This window comes from Aeromicrobium sp. WCS2018Hpa-31 (assembly GCF_031843905.1).
Taxonomy (GTDB): domain Bacteria; phylum Actinomycetota; class Actinomycetes; order Propionibacteriales; family Nocardioidaceae; genus Aeromicrobium.
Map to the genome: position 1 here is coordinate 205,259 of NZ_JAVTJF010000007.1, position 21,401 is coordinate 226,659.

Annotated in this window: 19 protein-coding genes; 6 read left to right on the plus strand and 13 right to left on the minus strand. The window is 70.7% G+C overall.

The window, feature by feature from the left end; genetic code table 11:
• Positions 1–10: 10 nt before the first annotated feature.
• Genes RQG84_RS11250 through uvrC form a run of 5 tightly spaced genes read right to left on the minus strand, consistent with a single transcriptional unit; the run spans position 11 to position 5,605 of the window.
• Entirely contained in the window at positions 11–802 is a 792-nt protein-coding gene (locus RQG84_RS11250) for a putative protein N(5)-glutamine methyltransferase (protein WP_311210134.1), read from the minus strand.
• Complete coding sequence (gene whiA / locus RQG84_RS11255) at positions 792–1,775, minus strand: DNA-binding protein WhiA (RefSeq protein ID WP_055967991.1); 984 nt, start codon at positions 1,773–1,775, stop codon at positions 792–794. The genes RQG84_RS11250 and whiA overlap by 11 nt, the downstream gene beginning before the upstream one ends.
• A gap of 37 nt (positions 1,776–1,812) precedes the next feature.
• The gene (yvcK, locus tag RQG84_RS11260) at positions 1,813–2,796 is read right to left on the minus strand and encodes a uridine diphosphate-N-acetylglucosamine-binding protein YvcK (RefSeq protein ID WP_311210095.1); all 984 of its coding nucleotides are present in this window, start codon (positions 2,794–2,796) and stop codon (positions 1,813–1,815) included.
• On the minus strand, positions 2,793–3,653 hold the full coding sequence (gene rapZ, locus RQG84_RS11265; RefSeq protein ID WP_311210096.1) for an RNase adapter RapZ: 861 nt from the start codon (positions 3,651–3,653) through the stop codon (positions 2,793–2,795). Before rapZ ends, yvcK begins: the two co-directional genes overlap by 4 nt.
• Positions 3,650–5,605 carry an excinuclease ABC subunit UvrC gene (uvrC, locus tag RQG84_RS11270; protein WP_311210097.1) on the minus strand — a complete coding sequence of 652 codons (1,956 nt, stop codon included), beginning with the start codon at positions 5,603–5,605 and terminating at the stop codon, positions 3,650–3,652. The genes rapZ and uvrC overlap by 4 nt, the downstream gene beginning before the upstream one ends.
• 248 nt (positions 5,606–5,853) lie before the next feature.
• On the opposite strand from uvrC, the gene RQG84_RS11275 reads away from it, so the two are divergent.
• Positions 5,854–6,840, plus strand: coding sequence for a hypothetical protein (locus RQG84_RS11275; RefSeq protein WP_311210098.1), 987 nt, complete (start codon positions 5,854–5,856; stop codon positions 6,838–6,840).
• Between the two features lie 119 nt (positions 6,841–6,959).
• Here RQG84_RS11275 and uvrA read toward each other — a convergent pair whose 3' ends face one another.
• Together uvrA and RQG84_RS11285 are read right to left on the minus strand one after the other, a co-directional pair.
• A complete protein-coding gene (gene uvrA / locus RQG84_RS11280) occupies positions 6,960–9,827 on the minus strand; it encodes an excinuclease ABC subunit UvrA (RefSeq protein WP_311210099.1) in 2,868 nt (955 codons plus the stop codon).
• A 100-nt stretch (positions 9,828–9,927) separates the two neighbouring features.
• Complete coding sequence (locus RQG84_RS11285) at positions 9,928–10,131, minus strand: hypothetical protein (protein ID WP_311210100.1); 204 nt, start codon at positions 10,129–10,131, stop codon at positions 9,928–9,930.
• Between the two features lie 53 nt (positions 10,132–10,184).
• Between RQG84_RS11285 and RQG84_RS11290 the strand changes: the two genes are divergently transcribed.
• The 3 genes from RQG84_RS11290 (at position 10,185) to RQG84_RS11300 (ending at position 11,540) form a co-directional block, all read left to right on the plus strand.
• Positions 10,185–10,838, plus strand: a complete 654-nt coding sequence (locus RQG84_RS11290; RefSeq protein ID WP_311210101.1) for an MBL fold metallo-hydrolase — start codon at positions 10,185–10,187, stop codon at positions 10,836–10,838.
• 3 nt (positions 10,839–10,841) lie between these two features.
• Entirely contained in the window at positions 10,842–11,042 is a 201-nt protein-coding gene (locus RQG84_RS11295) for a hypothetical protein (RefSeq protein ID WP_311210102.1), read from the plus strand.
• A 99-nt stretch (positions 11,043–11,141) separates the two neighbouring features.
• Positions 11,142–11,540, plus strand: coding sequence for a hypothetical protein (locus RQG84_RS11300; RefSeq protein ID WP_311210103.1), 399 nt, complete (start codon positions 11,142–11,144; stop codon positions 11,538–11,540).
• 18 nt (positions 11,541–11,558) lie between these two features.
• Here the strand turns inward: RQG84_RS11300 and RQG84_RS11305 are convergent, their stop codons facing one another.
• Entirely contained in the window at positions 11,559–12,836 is a 1,278-nt protein-coding gene (locus RQG84_RS11305; protein WP_311210135.1) for a cytochrome P450, read from the minus strand.
• 113 nt (positions 12,837–12,949) lie between these two features.
• Here RQG84_RS11305 and RQG84_RS11310 point away from each other — a divergent pair, with 113 nt between their 5' ends.
• Positions 12,950–14,398 carry an APC family permease gene (locus RQG84_RS11310; RefSeq protein WP_311210104.1) on the plus strand — a complete coding sequence of 483 codons (1,449 nt, stop codon included), beginning with the start codon at positions 12,950–12,952 and terminating at the stop codon, positions 14,396–14,398.
• On the plus strand, positions 14,391–14,705 hold the full coding sequence (locus tag RQG84_RS11315; RefSeq protein WP_311210105.1) for an antibiotic biosynthesis monooxygenase family protein: 315 nt from the start codon (positions 14,391–14,393) through the stop codon (positions 14,703–14,705). The genes RQG84_RS11310 and RQG84_RS11315 overlap by 8 nt, the downstream gene beginning before the upstream one ends.
• A 31-nt stretch (positions 14,706–14,736) precedes the next feature.
• Here RQG84_RS11315 and RQG84_RS11320 read toward each other — a convergent pair whose 3' ends face one another.
• The 5 genes from RQG84_RS11320 to uvrB all read right to left on the minus strand — a co-directional run bounded on the left by RQG84_RS11320 (position 14,737) and on the right by uvrB (position 21,400).
• A complete protein-coding gene (locus RQG84_RS11320; RefSeq protein ID WP_396135285.1) occupies positions 14,737–15,810 on the minus strand; it encodes a TerC family protein in 1,074 nt (357 codons plus the stop codon).
• 199 nt (positions 15,811–16,009) lie between these two features.
• Positions 16,010–17,659, minus strand: a complete 1,650-nt coding sequence (locus RQG84_RS11325) for a hypothetical protein (RefSeq protein WP_311210106.1) — start codon at positions 17,657–17,659, stop codon at positions 16,010–16,012.
• 54 nt (positions 17,660–17,713) lie between these two features.
• Positions 17,714–18,448, minus strand: a complete 735-nt coding sequence (locus tag RQG84_RS11330) for an N-acetylmuramoyl-L-alanine amidase (protein WP_311210107.1) — start codon at positions 18,446–18,448, stop codon at positions 17,714–17,716.
• A 52-nt stretch (positions 18,449–18,500) separates the two neighbouring features.
• The gene (locus RQG84_RS11335; protein WP_311210108.1) at positions 18,501–19,319 is read right to left on the minus strand and encodes a hypothetical protein; all 819 of its coding nucleotides are present in this window, start codon (positions 19,317–19,319) and stop codon (positions 18,501–18,503) included.
• Positions 19,316–21,400, minus strand: a complete 2,085-nt coding sequence (uvrB, locus tag RQG84_RS11340) for an excinuclease ABC subunit UvrB (RefSeq protein WP_311210109.1) — start codon at positions 21,398–21,400, stop codon at positions 19,316–19,318. The genes RQG84_RS11335 and uvrB overlap by 4 nt, the downstream gene beginning before the upstream one ends.
• Position 21,401 lies beyond the last annotated feature (1 nt).

Genomic DNA, 21,401 nt, shown 5'->3' on the forward strand with positions numbered 1-21,401 from the left:
GTCGCCGTGGCTACCGGCGAGTCGCCCGCACGGCGGTGGCCCCGATCTCGTCGTCGGTCACGACCTCGACGGTCCATCGGTCCGGGTCGAAGGCCCCGGCGGTGCTCGGGGCCTGGCGCTCGGAGGTCTCGACGAGGACCGTCCCACCGCGTGCCACCCACTCCCCTGCCCGGTCGGCCACACGGCGGTGCACGTCGACGCCGTCGGCTCCTCCGTCGAGCGCGACGCGCGGCTCGTGGTCGCGCGCCTCACGGGGCAGGTGCGCCACCTCGTCGCTCGGGACGTAGGGAGCGTTCACGAGCAGGAGGTCCACCCGGCCGCGCAGGTCGACCGGCAGGGCCTCGAACAGGTCGCCGCGATGCACCTCGCCGATGCCGCGCAGGTTCTCGGCCGCACACCTGCACGCCACCTCGTCCAGGTCGGCCGCGTGGAGCTCGACGTCGGGTCGGGCGCGCGCCAGGGCCAGTCCCAGGGCTCCGGACCCGCAGCAGAGGTCGACCACCACGGCGCCGTCGGGGCCCAGCGCGCCCAGCCCCTGCGCGACGAGCAGCGACGACCGCCGACGCGGCACGAACACGCCCGGTCGCAGGCTCACCCGCACCCCGGCGACGTCGGCCCAGCCCAGCAGCACCTCGAGCGGGGCGCCGTCGGCGCGTCGCCTCACCATCTCGTCGCGCAGGGCCTCGTCGTCGGTGGCCTGCAGGATCAGGCGTGCCTCGTCCTCGGCGAAGACGCAGCCTGCGGCTCGCAGCCGCGCGGCGAGCGCCTCGACCGTAGGTCCGGTCTCGGACTCAGGCCTCAGGGAGGGAGTCCTCGTTGACGCTGGCCTCGGTGTCGGGGATGCCGAGGTCGGACGCACGCTTGTCGGCCATGGCGAGGAGGCGGCGGATCCGACCGGCGATCGCGTCCTTCGTGAGCGGCGGCACGTGCAGCTGGCCGAGCTCCTCGAGGCTGGCCTGGCGGTGCTCCACGCGCAGGTCGCCGGCCATCTTGAGGTGGTCGGGCACGTCCTCGGCCAGGATCTCGAGCGCGCGCTGGGCGCGTGCGCCGGCGGCGACCGCGGCACGTGCGGAGCGGCGCAGGTTGGCGTCGTCGAAGTTGGCGAGCCGGTTGGCCGTGGCGCGCACCTCGCGCCGCATGCGGCGCTCCTCCCACGCGAGCAGCGTCTCGTGGGCACCGAGGCGGGTGAGCAGGGCGCCGATCGCCTCACCGTCGCGGATGACGACCCGGTCGCCGCCACGCACCTCACGCGCCTTGGCGCTGATGCCGAGGCGTCGGGCAGCACCCACCAGGGCGAGGGCGGCCTCGGGTCCGGGGCAGCTCACCTCGAGGGCGGACGACCGGCCCGGCTCGGTGAGGGACCCGTGCGCGAGGAACGTGCCGCGCCAGGCCGCCACGGAGTCGCACGACGCACCGGAGACGACCTGCGGCGGCAGACCGCGGACGGGGCGCCCGCTGGCGTCGACCAGACCGGTCTGACGCGCCAGCGCCTCGCCGTCCTTGGCCACCCGCACCACGTAGTGGGTGCCCTTGCGCAGGTTGGTCCCCTGGACGACCAGCACCTCGCTGTCGTGTCCGTAGACCTCCTGGATGTCACGACGCAGCCGACGTGCCACCGCCCCGGTGTCGAGCTCGGCCTCGACGACGATCCGTCCTGCGACGATGTGCAGGCCGCCGGCGAACCGCAGCATCGAGGCCACCTCGGCCTTGCGGCAGCACGCCTTCGAGATCGTCGTGCTCGCGAGCTCCGACTTGACCTGGGCCGTCATCGCCATCCGGGCGTCCTCCAACGTCGTCGCGGGCAGTCAGCCCTCACTGTATGCCCGGGTGCAAGAACCCCTCGAAGGCCTCCGCCAGGCGGCCCGGGTCGTGCTGGTCGGCGCCGGGCCTGGCGGCCACCTCCGCGGCCACCACACGGGCCCCGAGGGCGCGCGCCGCACGCTCCAGCACACCGTCGTCGTCGACCAGCGAGTGGTCGGCCAGCACCACGTCGATGCGCAGGTCGGGCGCGTGGGCGGCGAGGACGTCGAGGTGGTCGGTGGGCGACAGCCCCTCGGTCTCGCCCTCCTGCTCCTGGAGGTTGAGCACCAGGGCACGGCGTGCCGGGGTGCGCTCGAGGGCGTCGCGGAGCTGCGGGACGAGCAGGTTCGGCATGACGCTGGTGAACCAGGAGCCAGGGCCCACCACGACCCAGTCGGCGTCCTCGACGGCGCGCACCGCCTCCGGGCAGGCCGGCGGGTCCTGGGGGTCGAGCCGCACGGCCATGACCTGCCCGTCGACCGAGGCGACCTGCGACTGGCCCCGCACCACCGTGACGTGGTCCGGGGAGGCGTGCAGGCGCACGTCGGCCTCGATGTCGAGGGGGACGGCCGCCATGGGCAGCACCCGACCCCGTGCCCCGAGCAGGTCTCCGACCAGGTCGAGGCCGGCCACGTGGTCGTCGAGGATGTCCCAGATGGCGGCGATCAGCAGGTTGCCGACGGCGTGCTCGTTCAGGGCGCCGCCGCTCCGGAACCGGTGCTGCAGCACCGTGGCCCACTGGCGCCCCCACTGGTCGTCGGCGCAGAGGGCCGCCAGGGCCATGCGCAGGTCGCCGGGAGGCAGCACGCCCAGCTCCTCGCGGAGCCGACCGGACGAACCGCCGTTGTCGGCCACCGTCACGATGCCGGTCAGCCGGGTGTGCAGCAGGCGGAGGGCCGACAGGCTGGCCGCCAGCCCGTGACCACCCCCGAGGGCGACGACCCGCACGCCGCCGTTCGGGGCGGTCGGTGACGTCGGTGCGGTCGACCCGCTCACTCGCGCCCCAGGTCGCGGTGCACCACGAGGGTCCGGACCCCGTGGGACCTCAAGCGCTCCGCGAACGCCTCCGACATGGCCACGCTGCGGTGCCGCCCGCCCGTGCAGCCGATCGCGATCGTGAGGAACCGCTTGTCCTCGTGGAGGAAGCCGTCCGTCAGCATGTCCACGAGGTTCTCGTACGCGGCGAGGAACTCCGGCGCCTTCGGCTGGCTGAGCACGTAGTCGCTCACCGGGGCGTCGAGCCCGCTCAGCGGGCGCAGCTCGTCGACCCAGTAGGGGTTCGGCAGGAAGCGCATGTCGGCCACCATGTCGGCGTCGATGGGGATGCCGTACTTGAAGCCGAACGACATGACGGACGCACGCAGCCCCGTGGCCCCCGGCTCCTCGAAGGCGGCCTGCACCCGCCGGGCGAGCTGGTGGACGTTGAGGTTCGAGGTGTCGACGACGATGTCGGCCCGGCCACGGACGGCACGGAGCAGCTCGCGCTCGCGGTCGAAGCCGTCGAGCAGGCGGCCCTCCATGCTGAGCGGATGGGGCCGGCGCGCAGCCTCCTGGCGTCGGACGAGGACCTCGTCGGCTGCCTCGAGGTAGAGCACCCGGGCGCGGATGCCGCGATGGCGCAGCGTCTCGAGCGCATCGACCAGCCCGGAGTAGAACGCCCCGGATCGAGAGTCCACCACGACGGCCAGCCGGGCGACGTCGGCGCCCTCCGCGGCGTCGACGGCGCCTTCGATCATCCTGGCCGGGAGGTTGTCGATGACGTAGTAGCCGAGCTTCTCGAGCGCCTTGGCGGCCGTGCCGCGCCCGGCGCCGGTCATGCCGGTCACGAGCACGAACGTGGTCAACGGCGTCATCGGTCCTCCACGATCTCGCCCGTCGCCATGTCGACGGCGGGCCCTGGGGTGTCGGCGGCGAGCGCCGCCACGACGGATTCTGCCGTAGCCCGGCCGAACCCGGGCACCGCGGCCACCTCGTCGACGGTGGCGGCACGGATCTTCCGGACGGAGCCGAACGCGGCCATGAGCGCCTTGCGCCGCGTGGGGCCGAGGCCCGGGACGTCGTCGAGGGCGCTGCCCGTCATGGCCTTGGCCCGACGCTGGCGGTGGTGGGCGATGGCGAAGCGGTGGGCCTCGTCGCGCACGCGCTGCAGCAGGTACAGCGCCTCGCTCGTGCGCGGGAAGATGACCGGGTCGCCCCCGTCCGAGTGCTCCGTGTGCGGCACCCAGACCTCCTCGAGCCGCTTGGCGAGTCCGCAGAGTGCGACGTCGGTGATGCCGAGCTCGTCGAGCGCGGCCTGGGCGGCCGCCACCTGCGGCGGACCACCGTCGACGACCACCAGGCCCGGTGCGTACGCGAACTTGCGCGGCAGACCGGTCTCGGGGTCGATGCCCGGGATCTCGTCGCCCTCCTTGCGCGCCTTGAGCAGCCGCTGGAAGCGTCGGGTGATGACCTCGTGCATGGCGGCGACGTCGCTCTGGCCCTCGTGGCGGATGGTGAACCGGCGGTACTCGGCCTTGCGCGGAAGGCCGTCCTCGAACACGACCATCGAGGCGACGATCTCGGTGCCCTGGAGGTTGGAGATGTCGTAGCACTCGATGCGCAGCGGCGCGGTGGGCAGCTCGAGGTACTCCTGGATCTCCTCGAGCGCCTTGCTCCGGGCCGTGAGGTCGCCGGCACGCTTGAGCTTGTGGCGCGCCATGACCTGCTGGGCGTTCTGCTCCACCGTCTGGAGGAGCCGCTTCTTGTCGCCCCGCTGCGGCACGCGGATGCGGACGGGTCCCCCGCGCAGCTCGGTGAGCAGCTCGGTGACCGCCTCGACGTCGGCCGGCAGCCGCGGCACGAGCACCTGGCGCGGGATCGCCTCGGCGGCGGTGTTCTCGTACAGGGTCATGACGGCACGCTGGACGAGCTCGGGAAAGCCCGCCTCGTCGGCCTTGTCGGCCACCCAGCCGCGCTGGCCGCGGATGCGCCCGCCGCGGACCGAGAAGATCTGCACGGCGACCTCGAGCGGGTCGTCGACGAAGCCGAGGACGTCGGCGTCGGTGCCGTCGCCGAGCACGACCGTCTGCTTCTCGAGCGCGCGGCTCAGGGCACCGAGGTCGTCGCGGAACTTCGCGGCGAGCTCGTACTCCTGGTTCGCCGCGGCCTCCTTCATGCGCTGCTCGATGGAGCGCGTGAACCCGGCGGTCTGCCCGCCCATGAACGCCATGAAGTCGTCGACGATGCCGCGGTGCTCCTCGGGCGTGACCCGCCCGACGCACGGTGCCGCGCACTTGCCGATGTCGCCGAGCAGGCACGGCCGACCGATGCCCTGGGCGCGACGGTAGACGCCGGCCGAGCACGAGCGCATGGGGAAGACCCGCAGCAGCGTGTCGACCGTGTCGCGGATGGCCCACGCGTGGCCGTAGGGACCGAAGTAGCGCACGCCCTTGCGCTGGGCACCGCGCATCACCTGGACGCGCGGCACCTCCTCGCCGACCGTGACCGCGAGCCAGGGGTAGCTCTTGTCGTCCCGGTACTTGACGTTGAAGCGTGGGTCGAACTCCTTGATCCACGTGTACTCGAGCTGGAGCGCCTCGACCTCGGTGGTGACCACCGTCCAGTCGACCGACGCGGCCGTGGTGACCATGCGAGCCGTGCGCTCGTGCAGCCCCGCGACGTCCTGGAAGTAGCTGTTGAGCCGCGCCCGCAACGACTTGGCCTTGCCGACGTAGATGACCCGACCCTGCGCGTCGCGGAAGCGGTAGACCCCCGGCTCGACCGGTATCTCCCCCGGCGCCGGCCGGTAGGTCGCTGGATCCGCCACGCCCCCACCCTACGAGCCCCCACCGACACACCCGTCCGTCCGCCTCCGTCCCAGCGATTCCCATCAACTGATGGGAATCGCGAGCTCACCTCGGGATTCCTCCACTCACCATGGAGGACCCTCCGAGGTGAGTGAGGAAGACCCATGGTGAGTGGCGCCATCCACAGGCGAGGCAGTGCCACCGAGCACCGTCCACAACCTCTCGAGGCGGTCTCGCAAAGACCGCCGCCTGCATCCAACCTCGGACCATGGACGACAGCCTTCGCCGCCTCGCAACGCTTCTCGGCGGCTACCTCCACCGCACGCACATCCTCGATCTCGGCGGGACCGACGCGATGATCGCCTCCGCACTCGCCACAGGCACCTTGCGCCGCATTCGCGTCGGGACCTACGTCTTCCGTGACGTCCACGACGCCCTGACACCGGAGGAGAAGCACGTGGTCCTCGCGAGGTCGGTCATCGACAAGTTCGAGCCCGGCTCGGTCGCACTCTCGCACCACAGCGCGGCCCTCACCCACGGCCTCGACGTCTACGGGGTGGACCTCGGCGTGGTGCACCTCGTCCGTCTCGACGGAGGCTGCGGTCGTCGCGAGGCGGGTGTGATCCACCATGACGTCCGTCCCGACGACGACCAGCTCGTGCAGCTGGACGGGCGACTCGTCGTCGACCCGGAGCGAGCCGTGTGGGAGGTCGCCTGCAGCGGCACCCGACAAGGAGCGCTCGTCATCATGGACTCTGCACTGCATCATCAGCTCCTGACGAAGCACGACCTCTCCGATCCCGACCATCGCTTCCAGCGATGGCCTCGATCACGTGTGGCGCGCCTGATGGGGCGTCTGGCAGACGGGGGCGCGGAGAACCCGGGCGAGACGTTGATGCGCTACCTCTGCTGGGAGAACGGGCTCCCTGCACCCGACACGCAGGTCGTGATCCTTCGGCCGGATGGTTCCTTCGTCGCGCGCACCGACCTGGGCTGGGAGCTCTACTGTCACTTAGGGGAGTTCGACGGGCTGCGCAAGTACTGGCGCGACCTTCGACGGGGTGAGGACGCCAGCGATGTCGTCGTCAGGGAGAAGATACGTGAGGACGCGATTCGCGAGCTCGGGAACGGCCTGAGCCGCGCAACGTGGGTGGAGGTCCAGCCGGAGTGGTCTGCTGACACGGCCACGCGAGTTCGCCGCGACCTCGAGCGGTCCCGCCGGCTCTACACGCGCTCGCGCACCCACATCGCCTGACACTGCGGCGAGCTCACCATGGGATTCCCTCGCTCACCCTCAAGTGCATCCCGTGGTGAGCGGGAGAGAACCATGGTGAGCTCGCGATTCCCATCAGGTGATGGGAATCGCGAACACCATCAGGTGAGGAGGGGGGCGAGGAACTGGCCGGTGTGGCTGGCCTTCACCGTGGCGACGTGCTCGGGGGTGCCCTCGGCGATGAGGGTGCCGCCGCCGGAGCCGCCCTCGGGGCCCATGTCGATGAGCCAGTCGGCCGTCTTGATGACGTCGAGGTTGTGCTCGATGACGACCACCGTGTTGCCGGAGTCGACCAGCCGGCCCAGGACCAGGAGGAGCTTGCGGATGTCCTCGAAGTGCAGGCCCGTGGTGGGCTCGTCGAGGACGTACAGCGTGCGACCGGTGGACCGCTTCTGCAGCTCCGAGGCCAGCTTGACGCGCTGGGCCTCGCCGCCCGACAGGGTCGGGGCGCTCTGACCGAGTCGCACGTAGCCCAGTCCGACGTCGACGAGCGTCCGCAGGTGGCGGGCGATCGCAGGGATGGCCTCGAAGAACTCGACGGCCACCTCGATCGGCATGTCGAGGACCTCGGCGATGGTGCTGCCCTTGTAGCGGACCTCGAGCGTCTCGCGGTTGTACCGCGCTCCGTGGCAGACCTCGCACGGCACGTAGACGTCGGGCAGGAAGTTCATCTCGATCTTGATCGTGCCGTCGCCGGAGCACGCCTCGCAGCGACCACCCTTGATGTTGAACGAGAAGCGACCCTGCTGGTAGCCGCGCATCTTGGCCTCGGGCGTCTGCGCGAACAGTTTGCGCACGTGGTCGAACACGCCGGTGTACGTGGCGGGGTTCGATCGCGGTGTGCGACCGATGGGCGACTGGTCGACGTGGATGATCTTGTCGATCTGCTCGGCGCCGCTGATGGAGCGGTGACGGCCCGGGATGGTGCGCGCGCCGTAGATCTGGCGAGCCAGCGAGGTGTAGAGGATGTCGTTGACGAGCGTCGACTTGCCCGAGCCCGAGACGCCCGTGACCGCGACGAGCTGGCCGAGCGGGAACGTGACGTCGATGTCCTTGAGGTTGTGCTCGCGAGCACCGTGGATCGTGATCTCGCGATCCTTCTGACGCGGCCGACGGACCTCGGGGAGCGGGATCTTCTCCCGTCCGGAGAGGTACTTGCCGGTGATCGAGTCCTTGCTCTTGTAGAGGTCCTTGACGGGCCCGGACACGATGACCTGACCGCCGTGCTCGCCCGCGCCCGGTCCGATGTCGACGGCCCAGTCGGCGGCCCGGATGGTGTCCTCGTCGTGCTCGACGACGATGAGCGTGTTGCCCATGTCGCGCAGGCGCACGAGCGTCTCGATGAGCCGGTGGTTGTCGCGCTGGTGCAGGCCGATGGACGGCTCGTCGAGGACGTACAGGACGCCGACCAGGCCCGCACCGATCTGCGTGGCGAGCCGGATGCGCTGGGCCTCGCCGCCGGACAGCGACCCGGCCGCACGGTCGAGGCTGAGGTAGTCGAGGCCGACGTCGAGCAGGAAGCGAAGGCGCTCGTGGATCTCCTTGAGCACCCGTTCGCCGATCTGGCGCTCGCGGTCGGTCATCTCGAGGCCGGAGAGGTACTCGGCGGCCTCGGCGATCGAGAGGTTGCTGACCTCGGCGATGTTCTTGGGGCCCAGCTCGGGGTGGTTGACGAGGACGGCGCGGATGACCGGCTTGAGCCGGCTGCCGCCGCACTCGCCGCACGCGACCTCGCGCATGAAGCCCTCGAGCCGCTCGCGGTTGGTCTCGGACTCGGTCTCGGCGTAGCGACGCTCGATGAACGCGATCGCGCCCTCGAAGGCCGTGTAGTACGAGCGCTGACGTCCGTAGCGGTTCTTGTAGGTGACGTGCACCTTGTCGGGGTGGCCGTGCATGAGCACGTCCTGCACCTTCTGCGGCAGGTCGCCGTAGGGGGTGGACGTGGAGAAGCCCATCTCCTCGGCGAGCGCCTGGGTGATGCGCAGGAAGTACTCGGAGACCTGGTTGTAGCTCCACGGCGCGATGGCGCCGTCGGCCACCGACGCGGTCGGGTCGGGCACGACGAGCTCGGGGTCGACCTCCATGCGGGTGCCCAGGCCGTGGCACTCCGGGCACGCGCCGAACGGTGCGTTGAACGAGAACGAGCGGGGCTCCAGCTCGTCGACCGCGAGCGGGTGGTCGTTGGGGCACGCCAGCTTCTCGGAGAACCGGCGGATGCGGTGCGGGTCGTCCTCGGGCAGGTCCACGAAGTCGGCCAGGACCAGCCCGTCGGCGATGCCGAGCGCGGTCTCGACGGACTCGGTGAGCCGCTGCTGCATCGAGGCCTTGACCTGCAGACGGTCGACGACGACCTCGATCGTGTGCTTCTTCTGCTTGGCCAGCTTGGGCGGCTCGTCGGCGAGGTTGTGCACCTGGCCGTCGACGAGCGCCCGGCTGAAGCCCTGCTGCTGCAGCTGCTTGAACAGCTCGAGGTACTCGCCCTTGCGGCCGCGGATCACCGGCGCCAGCACCTGGAACCGGCTGCCCTCCTCGAGGGAGAGGATGCGGTCGACGATCTGCTGCGGCGTCTGGCGCGAGATCGGCTCGCCGCAGTCGGGGCAGTGGGCACGACCGGCGCGCGCGTAGAGCAGGCGGAGGTAGTCGTAGACCTCCGTGATGGTGCCGACCGTGGACCGTGGGTTCTTCGACGTGGACTTCTGGTCGATCGAGACCGCCGGGCTCAGGCCCTCGATGAAGTCGACGTCGGGCTTGTCCATCTGCCCGAGGAACTGGCGCGCGTACGCCGACAGCGACTCGACGTACCGACGCTGCCCCTCGGCGAAGATCGTGTCGAAGGCGAGCGACGACTTGCCCGAGCCCGACAGGCCGGTGAAGACGATGAGCGAGTCACGTGGGAGGTCGAGGGAGACGTCCTTGAGGTTGTGCTCGCGCGCTCCGCGCACGACGATGCGGTCCGACGTCACGGACATCCCTCCGAGGTTCCGGCAGCAGGTGTAGGCATACGTCTCGAGCCTAGTGGCGACCGCCGACAGAAACACCTCGAGCGACGGTGACCTCACCCACCAGGGGTCAGACCTGGTTGACCTGCCCGGCCTGCGCGAGCATGCCCAGCACCACGAGCACCAGCAGCACGATGCCGACGGCGAGCAGAACGCCGCCCTTCTGTCCCGCCGTCGTCGTCCTGCGGCGCCTCGCGACGACGATGATCGCGATCGGGACGGTGAGGAAGAGCACGAGCCCGATCAGTCGTCCTGCCAGCTCTGCGCCGTCCACGTCTGCCCCCTCGTCCCACGAGCGGGCGAGCCCCGTCCGCCTAGGATCACAGCATGACGTACACGGGTGAGGTCGAGGTCGGCGGTCCCGCCGACGTCCAGCACGCAGGTGACCTGCGGATCACGAAGCTCGCGGTGGGCGAGATGAGCAACAACGCCTACCTGCTGCGGTGCGAGCTGACCGGCGAGCAGGTGCTCGTCGACGCCGCCGCCGAGCCGGAGCGGCTCCTCGAGCTGGTCGGTGACGACGGCCTGGCCCGCGTCGTCACCACCCACCGCCACGGCGACCACTGGCAGGCGCTCGCCGCCGTCGTCGAGGCCACGGGATCCGAGACGGTGGCCGGCGAGAACGACGCCGAGGGCATCGACGTGCCCACCGACCGGCTGGTCTCGACCGGCGCGCGCGTCCGCGTCGGCTCGTGCGAGCTGGAGGTCACCGAGGTCGTGGGGCACACGCCCGGCTCGATCGTGCTGGCCTACGACGACCCCGACGGCGTCGTGCACCTGTTCGTCGGCGACGACCTCTTCCCCGGCGGTGTGGGCAAGACCTGGTCGCCCGAGGACTTCGCCACGCTGATCGACGAGGTGGAGACCAAGATCTTCGGCCGCCACCCCGACGACACGCACGTCTACCCCGGCCACGGCAACGACACGACCCTCGGCGCGGAGCGCCCACACCTCCCGGAGTGGAGAGATCGCGGATGGTGATGCATGGATGAGGTCAGCCCCGACCCGCCAGAGCTCGATCCAGCAGTTCTGAGCAGCATCAGCGAGCACGCGAAGCGCGTCGCGACGTGGTTGGAGCAGGAACAGGCAGAAGCCGCGCGCCACGGACATCCGTCCGACTCGTTGCAGGAACAGATCGCAGGCTGGCAGTTCGTCGCCGACGCGATGCAGGAGTGGGGTTCCTGACGCGTCGTACGTGTCCGTCAGTACGACCGGGACGACCTCGACCTGACGTGGTGCCTCCACTCGCCTGCGGGAACGCTCCGCGGTGCCTACGCTCCTCGGATGAGGTCGATCGCCGCCGCGTCCATGGTCCTGGTGCTCGCGAGCGCGTGCTCGATCGGTGGTGGGTCCGACGACCCCGACGCCTCCCAGCAGGCCTTCGACCGGACGTGCTCGCTCGTGCGCTCGGGCGTGGCGGCGTTCAACGAGAACGACTACGCCGAGACGGTCGAACGGTTCGAGGCGGCGCTGGAGCCCGCCCGGGACCTCGTAGAGGTCAGTGACGACGAGCGCGCCGACGAGCTGCTCGAGGCCGTCGAGTACTACGCGACCCTGCCGGCGAAGGACTACCGCAAGGCGTTCGAGAGCTCACCGGAGTTCAAGCGCCACCAGGCGACGACGCTCGGCCAGTGCGGCGACGCGCAGCCGGAGGACTCCCCCGGCCAGGAGTCCGAGGCCTGACGTCGGACCGGCGGTCGCTCAGAAGGTGACCGGCAGCTCGTCGACGCCGTAGACGAACGACAGCTGCCGGAACGTCAGGTCCGACTCCGGCACCGCGAGGGCGAGGTCGGGGAAGCGACGAAGCAGGCGAGGGAACACCGTCCGCAGCTCGATGCGGGCCAGCTCGGCGCCGATGCAGCGGTGGATGCCGTGGCCGAAGGCGAGATGAGCGCTGCGCGGCACGCGGAAGGGGTCGAACTCCTCCGGTTCGTCGCCGGCGCCGACCGGGTCGCGGTTCGCCGCACTGAGCGACGCGAGCAGCACGTCGCCCTTGCGGATCCGCCGACCGAAGAGCGTCATGTCCTCCTTGGCGAAGCGCGGGAACGCGACCTGCACGACGGCGAGGTAGCGCAGCAGCTCCTCCACCACCTTCTCGACGTCCTGCGACGTGCCGTTGCGCACCAGAGCCGCGTGCTTCTCGTCGCGCATCAGCACGATGGTGCCGAGCGCGATCATGCCGGCGGTGGTCTCGAAGCCACCGGTGAACACGCCGTCGGCGAGCCCGGCGAGGTCGACGTCGCTGATGGCGTCGCCCTCGGAGCGGATGATCTGGCCGATCAGGCCGGGGCCGGGCTCCAGCCGCTGTCGGGCGACGGCCTCGAAGAGGAACTCCCGCTGCGCCGACACCGCGCCGAAGGCGGCAGCCGCTCCGTTCGTCGCGTCGAAGCGCGCGCTGCCCAGCGCGGCGAAGGCCTCGCGGTCCTCGTAGTCGAGACCGAGCAGGGCACAGATCGTCTGGAAGGGCACCGGGAAGGCGAGGTGCTTCGCCAGGTCGCCGGGTGAGCCGGAGGCCTCGAAGGAGTCGAGTGCGTCGTCGACGATGTTCTCGATGACCGGACCCAGCCGGGAGAGCCGACGCATCGTGAACTCGGGCGTGACGATCTTGCGCAACCGGGTGTGCAGCGGCGGATCGGTGAAGCCCAGCCCGCCGATGTCGTCGGACGTGGCCGGGCCGTCGCCGTGGAACAGGTGCCGGATGTCGTTGGAGTAGGCCCCGCGGTCGGTGAGCACGGTACGGGTCTCGTCGTACCCCGAGACGAGGTAGGCGTTGAAGGAGAACGGCAGGGCCAGCTTGTGCAGGCGCTCCTGGCCGCGGATCTCGGCCAGCCGCGGCAGCGGGTCGGTGCCGTCGCGCTGGAGGGGGACCTTGGTCTCCTCGGGGATGAAGGACATGCGCGAGAGGTCGATGCCCTTGCGGCGTATGCGGCGGACGACGACGCTCCCCAACCACGAGCTGAGCCGTGCGCGTACGTCCATCACCCCACAGAACCTACTACTGGTGTTGCGCTGGAGGCGGAGCCGGAGGAAGGTGTCCTCCAAACTCTGCTTCGGGGCGCAGCGCTCCGGGGGTGACGACGCGAGGGAGCCACATGAGCACCGACACCGCTGGGGTCCAGGAACCGACCGAGCTCCGCCGGGTCATGGGACCCAAGCTGCTGCTGCTCTTCATCGTCGGCGACATCCTGGGTGCGGGCATCTACGCGGTGACCGGACAGATGGCCGGCAAGGTCGGCGGCCTCGTGTGGCTGCCGTTCCTCCTGGCCTTCGTCGTGGCCTCCATGACGGCCCTCTCCTACCTCGAGCTGGTCACGAAGTACCCACAGGCCGCGGGCGCCGCGCTGTACGCACACAAGGCCTTCGGGATCCACTTCGTGACGTTCCTCATCGCCTTCGCGGTCGTCTGCTCGGGCATCACCAGCGCCTCGACGTCGGCCAAGACGCTCGCCGACAACTTCACCGGCGGTCTGCTGATCAACGGCTGGATCGACGCCGAGGTGGGAAGCGGGACGATCGTCGCGATCGCCATGGGCTTCATGGTCCTGCTCGCGATCATCAACCTGCGTGGCGTCGGCGAGAGCGTGAAGTTCAACGTCGTGCTGACGATCGTCGAGCTCGCCGCGCTGTCGATCGTCATCGGCGTGGGCTTCTACGCCATGACCCGCAACGGCGCCGACCTCGGCGAGATCGTCACGTTCCGCGACTACGACGACCGCGGGCTCTTCCTGGCCGTCACCGCCGCCACGTCGATCGCGTTCTTCGCCATGGTCGGCTTCGAGGACGCGGTCAACATGGTCGAGGAGGTCAAGGAGCCGAACAAGATCTTCCCCCGCACCATGCTCACCGGTCTGGGCATCGCCGTCATCCTCTACATGCTGGTCGCCGTCTCGGTCGTGGCGGTGCTCACCGCCCCCGAGCTGAAGAACATCGCCGACTCCGAGGGACGCGCGCTGCTCGAGGTGGTGTCGAAGGGCGCACCCGACTTCCCGATCGACCGGGTGTTCCCGTTCCTGGCCGTGTTCGCCGTGGCCAACACCGCGCTCATCAACATGCTCATGGCGAGCCGGCTCCTCTACGGCATGGCCAGGCAGGGGGTGCTCCCCCGCCAGCTCGGAGCGGTGCTGCCCGGACGGCGCACCCCGTGGGTCGCCGTCGGGTTCTCGACGGTCCTGGCTCTGGGCCTGATCTTCTACGTCACCCGCGACGCCGACAGCAACGTGGTCGCGAACCTCTCGAACGTGACCGCGTTCCTGCTCCTGTGCGTGTTCGCGATCGTCAACGTCGCGTGCCTCATCCTGCGGCGCGACACCACCGGCGCCGAGCGGAACCACTTCATGTCGCCGGGGGTCCTGCCCGCCGTGGCCGCCTTCCTGTGCCTCTTCCTCGCCGGCCCGTGGGTCGACCGCGACCCCGAGGTCTACAAGATCGCCGGGGCGCTCATGCTCATCGGCATCGCCCTGTGGGTCGTCACGTACTTCATCAACAAGGCCACCGGCACGGCCGACAGCTCGTTCGAGGACGTCGAGGGCCTGGGTGGCTGACGGCTCCACCACCCTCGTCGTCGCCGGCTGGCTCCGTGTCGACGCCGCCCACCGCGACGCGTACGTGGACGCGTGCCGTCACGCCGTCGAGCTCGCCCGGCGTGCACCCGGGTGTTTGGCCTTCGCCGTCACGGCCGACAGCGTCGACCCCGGCCTCGTCGTGGTGCACGAGCAGTGGACCGACGAGTCCTCGCTGATGGCGTTCCGCGCGCTCCCCGACGACGGCGAGGCCGGCGGGACCGCCCTCCCCGACGTGCTGGACGCCCACGTGCGGCGCTACCACGTGAGCGGGGAGGGCCCGGCCTAGCCGGACCCTCCCCGCGTCGTGCTGCGTGCCGCTACTGGTCGCCGCGCCGGGCGTCCTTCTCCGGCGTCTCGTCGACGTCGGGCGTGGCCTGCTCGTGGGCCTCGTGGCCGTCGGCCTTGGGGGCCGCGTGGTCCTTGACGCGCTCCGGGTACTTGTTGGCGTACCAGAGGCTGGCCGCCGCGGTGGTGCCGAGGATGACGATGATCGCGCCGAGGCTCGCCAGCGTCGGGATCTCCGGGACGGGGACGTGCTCGCCGCCGTTGATGAACGGCAGCTCGTTCTCGTGCAGGGCGTGCAGCAGCAGCTTCACGCCGATGAAGGCCAGCAGCACCGACAGGCCCTGCGACAGGAACACCAGGCGCTTGAGCAGGTCGCCCAGCAGGAAGTAGAGCTGGCGCAGGCCCATCAGGGCGAAGACGTTGGCCGTGAACACGAGGTACGGCTCGCGGGTCAGGCCGTAGATGGCCGGGATCGAGTCCAGCGCGAACAGCAGGTCCGTGGTGCCGAGGGCGATGATCACGAGGGCCATCGGCGTGAGGGCGCGCCGGCCGTTCTCCTTCACGACGAGCTTGAGGCCGTCCCAGCGGTCCGTCAGGTTGAAGCGGCGGCGGGCCAGCCGGACGACGGCGTTCTCGGCGTCGTCGTCGTGGTCGGTGTCGCGGATCAGCTGGATGGCCGTGTAGATGAGGAACGCGCCGAACAGGTAGAAGACCCACGAGAAGTTGTTGATCGCCACGGCGCCGACGGCGATGAAGATCGCCCGGAAGACCAGGGCGATGATGATGCCCACCATCAGCGCTTCCTGCTGGTACTTCCGCGGCACGTTGAAGCTCGCCATGATGATGATGAAGATGAACAGGTTGTCGATCGACAGGCTGTACTCGGTCAACCAGCCGGCGAAGAACTCCACGCCGTACTGGGACCCGTGGTACGTGAACGTCCAGATGCCGAAGGCGATCGCCAGGCCGACGTAGATGCTCAGGTAGGTGGCGCACTCCTTCATCGACGGCTCGTGCGGCTTGCGCGCCACGACGAACACGTCGAAGAGGATGATGGCGATGGTCACACCGACGGTGATGGACCACTCCATGGTCGAGACGTTCACTCAGGTTCCTCCGGTCGACAGACGTGTACCGGAGGTCTCTTCCACCCCGGGAGCGGTCCCCCGGAGTCCGCAGCACCGGACGGTCGGACGACCACCGTGATGACGACACTGCAGCGAAGGAATACTCCCCTCCGCCGGACATTCTTGCAGGAGCGCGCGACGGGGCGCACGTCGAGTCGGTGTGACGTCGTGCGTCCTGTCAGCTCACGCTCGTGCAGGTCGCGTCGCCGAACCCGGAGTAGTCCGACCGGCTCCCCCGCTGCACCGCGGCCCCCCACTGGCTCAGCGCGGTCGGGACACCGGCTGCGGCGTCGTCGATGGCCCCGGTGAACGCCACGTACGTCGCCCACGGGTCCTCACCGTCCGCGGACGTCGCTCGCAGCACCTCGCCGGCCGCGTGGTCGGGCGTGCCACCACCGCCGGCGGCCATCGTGCCCGCGATGCGGTCGACCAGGGCGGGCTGGGCCTGCTCCATCCATGCCGCCACGTCGTCGGCCTCCGCGAGACCCTTCAGCCGCAGGACGTCACGCGCGAAGCGTCGGCCGTCGCCGTCGGTGTTGAACCAGTCGGCAGCGACCTCGAGGGCGTCGGACCGGATGGTCGCGAGGTCCTCGGAGTCCAGGCCGAGCACGAGGTTGACCGAGCCCGAGACCTCGGCCGGGCGGCCGGCGAAGGACTGGTTGTACGTCGAGGCGACGGCCGAGCTCACGTCGCGCACGCGGATGGCGGCCTCGATGCCGCGGGCCCGCCCGTCGGCTCCGAACACCTCGCCGAAGCGGAGCCGTCCCTGGCGGGAGTCGATCGAGCGGGTGAGGGTGACTGCGCCGTCACCGTCCTCGCGAACCGTCCGCTCGACCCCCGCGGCGAAGAACGAGGGCGGGACGTCGAGGCGGCCGGAGTCCAGCGTCCGTGCCCGCGCCGTGGCGGGCGCACCACCGGTGACCAGCGACGTCGCGCGCACGGCCTTCGACCCCTCGGCCGGCAGCTCGCCGTCGAGCAGCGCCGCGTACGCCTCCCGCCCGGGGTCGCCGGAGAGGTCGAGGACGACCTGACGCAGGGCGAAGGTAGGCAGGTCCTTCTCCGGCGCGACCTCGGCGTGCGCGTCGGTGACAGCAGGCCACAGCACGGTGGTCCGCTCGACGGCGGCCGCGGTCCCGATCGTCACGACGACGTCGTCGGAGCCGATCGGCGTGATCGCCACGGCCACCTCGTCGCCCCCGCCGCCCGGCAGGTCCTCGGCGAGCCCGCGCAGGGGCGACGCGTCGCCGGCCGCCTCGAACGCGTCGGCCTCGAGGACCAGCGAGCCCCCCGGCGGGATCTGCACCGGGTCGTCGGAACCGGGCAGGCCGGAGGAGGGCGGGTCGTCGTCCACGTAGCCGGCCGGCACCACCAGTCGAAGGTTCTTCGTGAGTCCCGCCGTGCCGTCGACCAGGTCGTAGCTCAGGGAGGTCCAGGCCACCTCGCGGGAGTCCTTGGCGGTGGCACCGACGTCCACCGACGTGGCCTCGCCCGAGTCGTCGGGCGTGCTCCGGTCCCATCGCCAGCGACCGTCCACCCGCTGCGGCCAGCCGGAGAAGAGGTCGTCCCCGGCGGTCGGGAACGCCTGGATGACCGCCGCCTCGAGCGGTGTGCTGAGGCCGATCTCCTGCGGGTCGACCCGCAGGCAGACGGGCGAGCGTTCCTTCGTCTCGACGACCGGCTCGGCTGCGGCGGACACCGACGACCGCTCCCCGACCGTGCCCGTCCCCACCAGGGTCGCGCCGACCAGACCCCCCAGCACGATGCCGCCGGCGATCATGCGGCTCACGGACTCGAACGTCAGCGCGTCGAGCTCGTCACGCCACCTCATGGGCACATCCTGCCCCCTGCCACCGCGGCGCGCGCGGGGACCCGAGAAAGACGTTCAGGACCGGTCGCCCAGCTCGACTGCGACACGGCGTCGGAACTCGTCGGCATCGACCGTGTTCCCGGGGTCCCACTTGCCGGCGGTGCTGGTCTCGGAGTGGTAGCGCACGTGGTCGGCGCCGGTGCCGAACCGGGCCACGATCACCGCCGCGGCGCGCACCGCCGCCTCACCCTGCTGAGCGGTGGGTCGCTGGCCGTACGGCTCCTGAGGTGCGTAGTCGATCTCGATGCCGACGTAGGACGCGTTGCCGTCACCGGCGGGCATGGGGCCGCTGGAGCGCGCCTCGCCCGCGTGGTTGGCCCGCCCTGCTGCGATCACGTGGCACACGGCGTCGCGGTCGATGAGCAGGTGGCACAGGGGGCCGCGCAGTCCGGTCCTGCCGTCGACCACGGTGTCCAGCGCGGGGTGCGGGTCGGCGGTGGTGGCACGGAACGCCGTGTGGTGCACGAGCACGCCCGACGGGTCGAACGCCCACGGGCGGCCGCGGTCCGCCCAGCCCTCGGTGGCCTCGACCTGCAGCCCGGCGTCACGCAGTGCGGTGGGCAGCCACGTGAGCTCGACCTTGCGGCGGCCGGGGATCGGCAGGTCGCGGACGTAGGGCATGCGGTCCAGGAGGGCGAGACCCCCGATGGTGGCGGTCGCCGCCAGCGCGCCGCCGAGCAGCACCCGACGACTGGTGCCCCCCGAGCCGGGCTCGAGTCGGGGCCGCGGTGTGTCGTCCGTCTGCTGCATGGCGGCTCCCTGGGCTCGTGTCCCTCGCCCGGGACCATCCGACGCCTCGACGCTACGGGGCTGCGGCAACACCTGCAGAACGACCCGCCGCGCCGTGCTGCTCGACGTCGAGGGTGAACGTGATCGACGACGCGTCCAGCCACCGGTGCCAGGACGGGTGGGCGAAGGCGTCGGGCGGGGCGGTCTGCGGCTCGATGCAGACGGCGTGCTCGGGTCGGGTGTAGACGACCCACCACGGTGCGTCGCTGCTGAGCCGCAGGGTGAGCGTGTCGCCCCAGCGGATCGACGGCGGCCGCTGCAGCGCGAAGCAGTCGTCCCACGGCTCGCCCACCGGCTCGACGAACCGGCCCGTGGGGAGCATCGCGTCGCCGCGCTCGACCATGCGCTCGGGAGCGACGTCGTGGACCGCCTCGGAGCCGTCGGCGAGCCTGCGGCGGAACCAGGGGTGGAACCCGAGCGAGGCCCCGGGGCCCGCACCGTCCCACCCGAGCGTGCAGGTGAGTCGTGAGGCGGTGAGGGCGTAGCGGAGGGTCGCCGTGCCCGCGACCGGCCACGGATCGCCGAGCTCGGTCTCGAAGGCGAGGTCGTCGACCTGCGTCCAGACGGCGTCGCGTCCGAGACCGTGCAACGCGTTGCCGTCGTCGGCCGTCGGCAACCGGTGCCGGACGCCCCCGTGCTCCACGACGCCGTGGCCGATCCGGCCCGCCCACGGGACCATGGGGTAGCTGCCCCGGGTGATCGTGTCGGGCACTCCGGGCACCGGCTGCGTCGCGATGAGCTCCAGCCCGGCCACCGTGAACGAGACGAGTCGCGCCCCGTGGTCGGGATCGATCTCGACCGCGAGCGGCCCCTCGACGGCCCGCACCGTCACGCGTGCGCCTCGAGCATGCCGCGCAGCTCCTTCTTGAGCTCGCCGATCTCGTCGCGCAGACGGGCCGCCACCTCGAACTGCAGGTCGGCCGCGGCGGCGTGCATCTGCTCGCTGAGCTGCTCGATGAGGGCGGCGAGGTCGGCCGACGGCAGGTCCGCCAGCCCGGCGGTGTGCTGTCCGAGCGGCACGGGCGCACCGCGTCGCTTGTGGTCGCCCGTGGCCGCGAGCAGGGTGGCGGTGTCGGCGTCCTCGCGCGCGAGCATGTCGGTGATGTCACCGATCTTCTTGCGCAGCGGCTGCGGATCGACCCCGCGCTCGACGTTGTAGGCGACCTGCTTCTCGCGACGTCGGTTGGTCTCGTCGATTGCCAGGGCCATGGAGTCCGTGATCCGGTCGGCGTACATGATCACCTGGCCGGAGACGTTGCGCGCGGCTCGACCGATCGTCTGGATCAGGGAGCGCCCCGACCGCAGGAAGCCCTCCTTGTCCGCGTCGAGGATGGCGACCAGGCTCACCTCGGGCAGGTCGAGTCCCTCGCGCAGGAGGTTGATCCCCACCAGCACGTCGTACTCCCCCATGCGCAGCTCACGCAGCAGCTCGACGCGACGCAGCGTGTCGACCTCGCTGTGCAGGTAGCGGGTGCGGATGCCGGCCTCGAGGAGGTAGTCGGTGAGGTCCTCGGACATCTTCTTGGTGAGCGTGGTGACGAGGACGCGCTCGTTCTTCTCGACCCGGTCGCGGATCTGCGCGATGAGGTCGTCGATCTGGCCCCGGGTCGGCTTGACGATCACCTCGGGGTCCACCAGGCCCGTGGGACGAATGATCTGCTCGACGACCTCGCCGCCGGTCTTCTCCATCTCGTAGGTGCCCGGCGTGGCCGAGAGGTAGACGGTCTGCCCGATGCGCTCCAGGAACTCGCCCCACGTGAGGGGCCGGTTGTCCATGGCACTGGGCAGGCGGAACCCGTGCTCGACGAGCGTGCGCTTGCGCGACATGTCGCCCTCGTACATCGCGCCGATCTGCGGCACGGTCACGTGGGACTCGTCCAGGACGAGGAGGAAGTCCTCCGGGAAGTAGTCGAGCAGGCAGTTCGGCGCCGTCCCCGGAGCACGCCCGTCCATGTGGCGCGAGTAGTTCTCGATGCCGGCGCACGTACCGACCTGCTGCATCATCTCGATGTCGTAGGTGGTGCGCATGCGCAGCCGCTGCGCCTCCAGCAGGCTGCCCTGGCCCTCGAGCTCGGCCAGCCGCTCGGCCAGCTCGATCTCGATGCTCTCGATCGCCCGCGTCATGACGTCGGGGCCCACGGTGTAGTGCGTCGCGGCCCCGACGTAGAGCTCGGTGTCCTCGCTGAGGACCTCGCCCGTGAGCGGGTGCAGCGTCATGAGCCGCTCGATCTCGTCGCCGAAGAACTCGATGCGGACCGCCATCTCCTGGTAGACGGGGAAGATCTCGAGGGTGTCGCCCTTGACCCGGAACGTGCCGCGCGTGGGTGCGACGTCGTTGCGCACGTACTGCGCCTGGACCAGGGAGCGGAGCAGCTCCTCGCGCGGCTTCTCCTCGCCGACCTTGAAGCCGATCATCCGCTCGGTGTACTCCTGCGCCGAGCCGAGGCCGTAGATGCAGGACACCGTGGCGACCACGATGACGTCGCGTCGGGTGAGCAGCGACCAGGTGGCGGAGTGGCGCAGCCGCTCGACCTCCTCGTTGATCGAGGAGTCCTTCTCGATGTAGGTGTCGGTCTGCGGGACGTAGGCCTCGGGCTGGTAGTAGTCGTAGTAGGAGACGAAGTACTCCACCGCGTTGTGGGGTAGCAGCTCCCGCAGCTCGGTGGCGAACTGGGCGGCGAGCGTCTTGTTGGGGAGCATCACGAGCACCGGACGCTGCAGACGCTCTGTGAGCCAGGCGGTGGTGGCGGTCTTGCCGGTGCCGGTGGCGCCCATGAGCACGACGTCCTGCGTGCCCGACTCGATGCGCTCCTGCAGGGCCTGGATCGCGGCCGGCTGGTCGCCGGCGGGCTCGTACTCGGACACGACGGAGAACGGCGCGACCTGACGGCGCAGCGCGGACTTGGGCCTCATG

What these genes read in the sequence shown, in the direction of transcription:
- whiA (WP_055967991.1), bottom strand. Translation starts at nt 1,775, where the DNA reads ATGGCGATGACGGCCCAGGTCAAGTCGGAGCTCGCGAGCACGACGATC.
- rapZ (WP_311210096.1), bottom strand. Translation starts at nt 3,653, where the DNA reads ATGACGCCGTTGACCACGTTCGTGCTCGTGACCGGCATGACCGGCGCC.
- RQG84_RS11275 (WP_311210098.1), top strand. Translation starts at nt 5,854, where the DNA reads ATGGACGACAGCCTTCGCCGCCTCGCAACGCTTCTCGGCGGCTACCTC.
- uvrA (WP_311210099.1), bottom strand. Translation starts at nt 9,827, where the DNA reads ATGTCCGTGACGTCGGACCGCATCGTCGTGCGCGGAGCGCGCGAGCAC.
- RQG84_RS11290 (WP_311210101.1), top strand. Translation starts at nt 10,185, where the DNA reads ATGACGTACACGGGTGAGGTCGAGGTCGGCGGTCCCGCCGACGTCCAG.
- RQG84_RS11295 (WP_311210102.1), top strand. Translation starts at nt 10,842, where the DNA reads ATGGATGAGGTCAGCCCCGACCCGCCAGAGCTCGATCCAGCAGTTCTG.
- RQG84_RS11300 (WP_311210103.1), top strand. Translation starts at nt 11,142, where the DNA reads ATGAGGTCGATCGCCGCCGCGTCCATGGTCCTGGTGCTCGCGAGCGCG.
- RQG84_RS11305 (WP_311210135.1), bottom strand. Translation starts at nt 12,836, where the DNA reads ATGGACGTACGCGCACGGCTCAGCTCGTGGTTGGGGAGCGTCGTCGTC.
- RQG84_RS11310 (WP_311210104.1), top strand. Translation starts at nt 12,950, where the DNA reads ATGAGCACCGACACCGCTGGGGTCCAGGAACCGACCGAGCTCCGCCGG.
- RQG84_RS11325 (WP_311210106.1), bottom strand. Translation starts at nt 17,659, where the DNA reads ATGAGGTGGCGTGACGAGCTCGACGCGCTGACGTTCGAGTCCGTGAGC.
- RQG84_RS11330 (WP_311210107.1), bottom strand. Translation starts at nt 18,448, where the DNA reads ATGCAGCAGACGGACGACACACCGCGGCCCCGACTCGAGCCCGGCTCG.
- uvrB (WP_311210109.1), bottom strand. Translation starts at nt 21,400, where the DNA reads ATGAGGCCCAAGTCCGCGCTGCGCCGTCAGGTCGCGCCGTTCTCCGTC.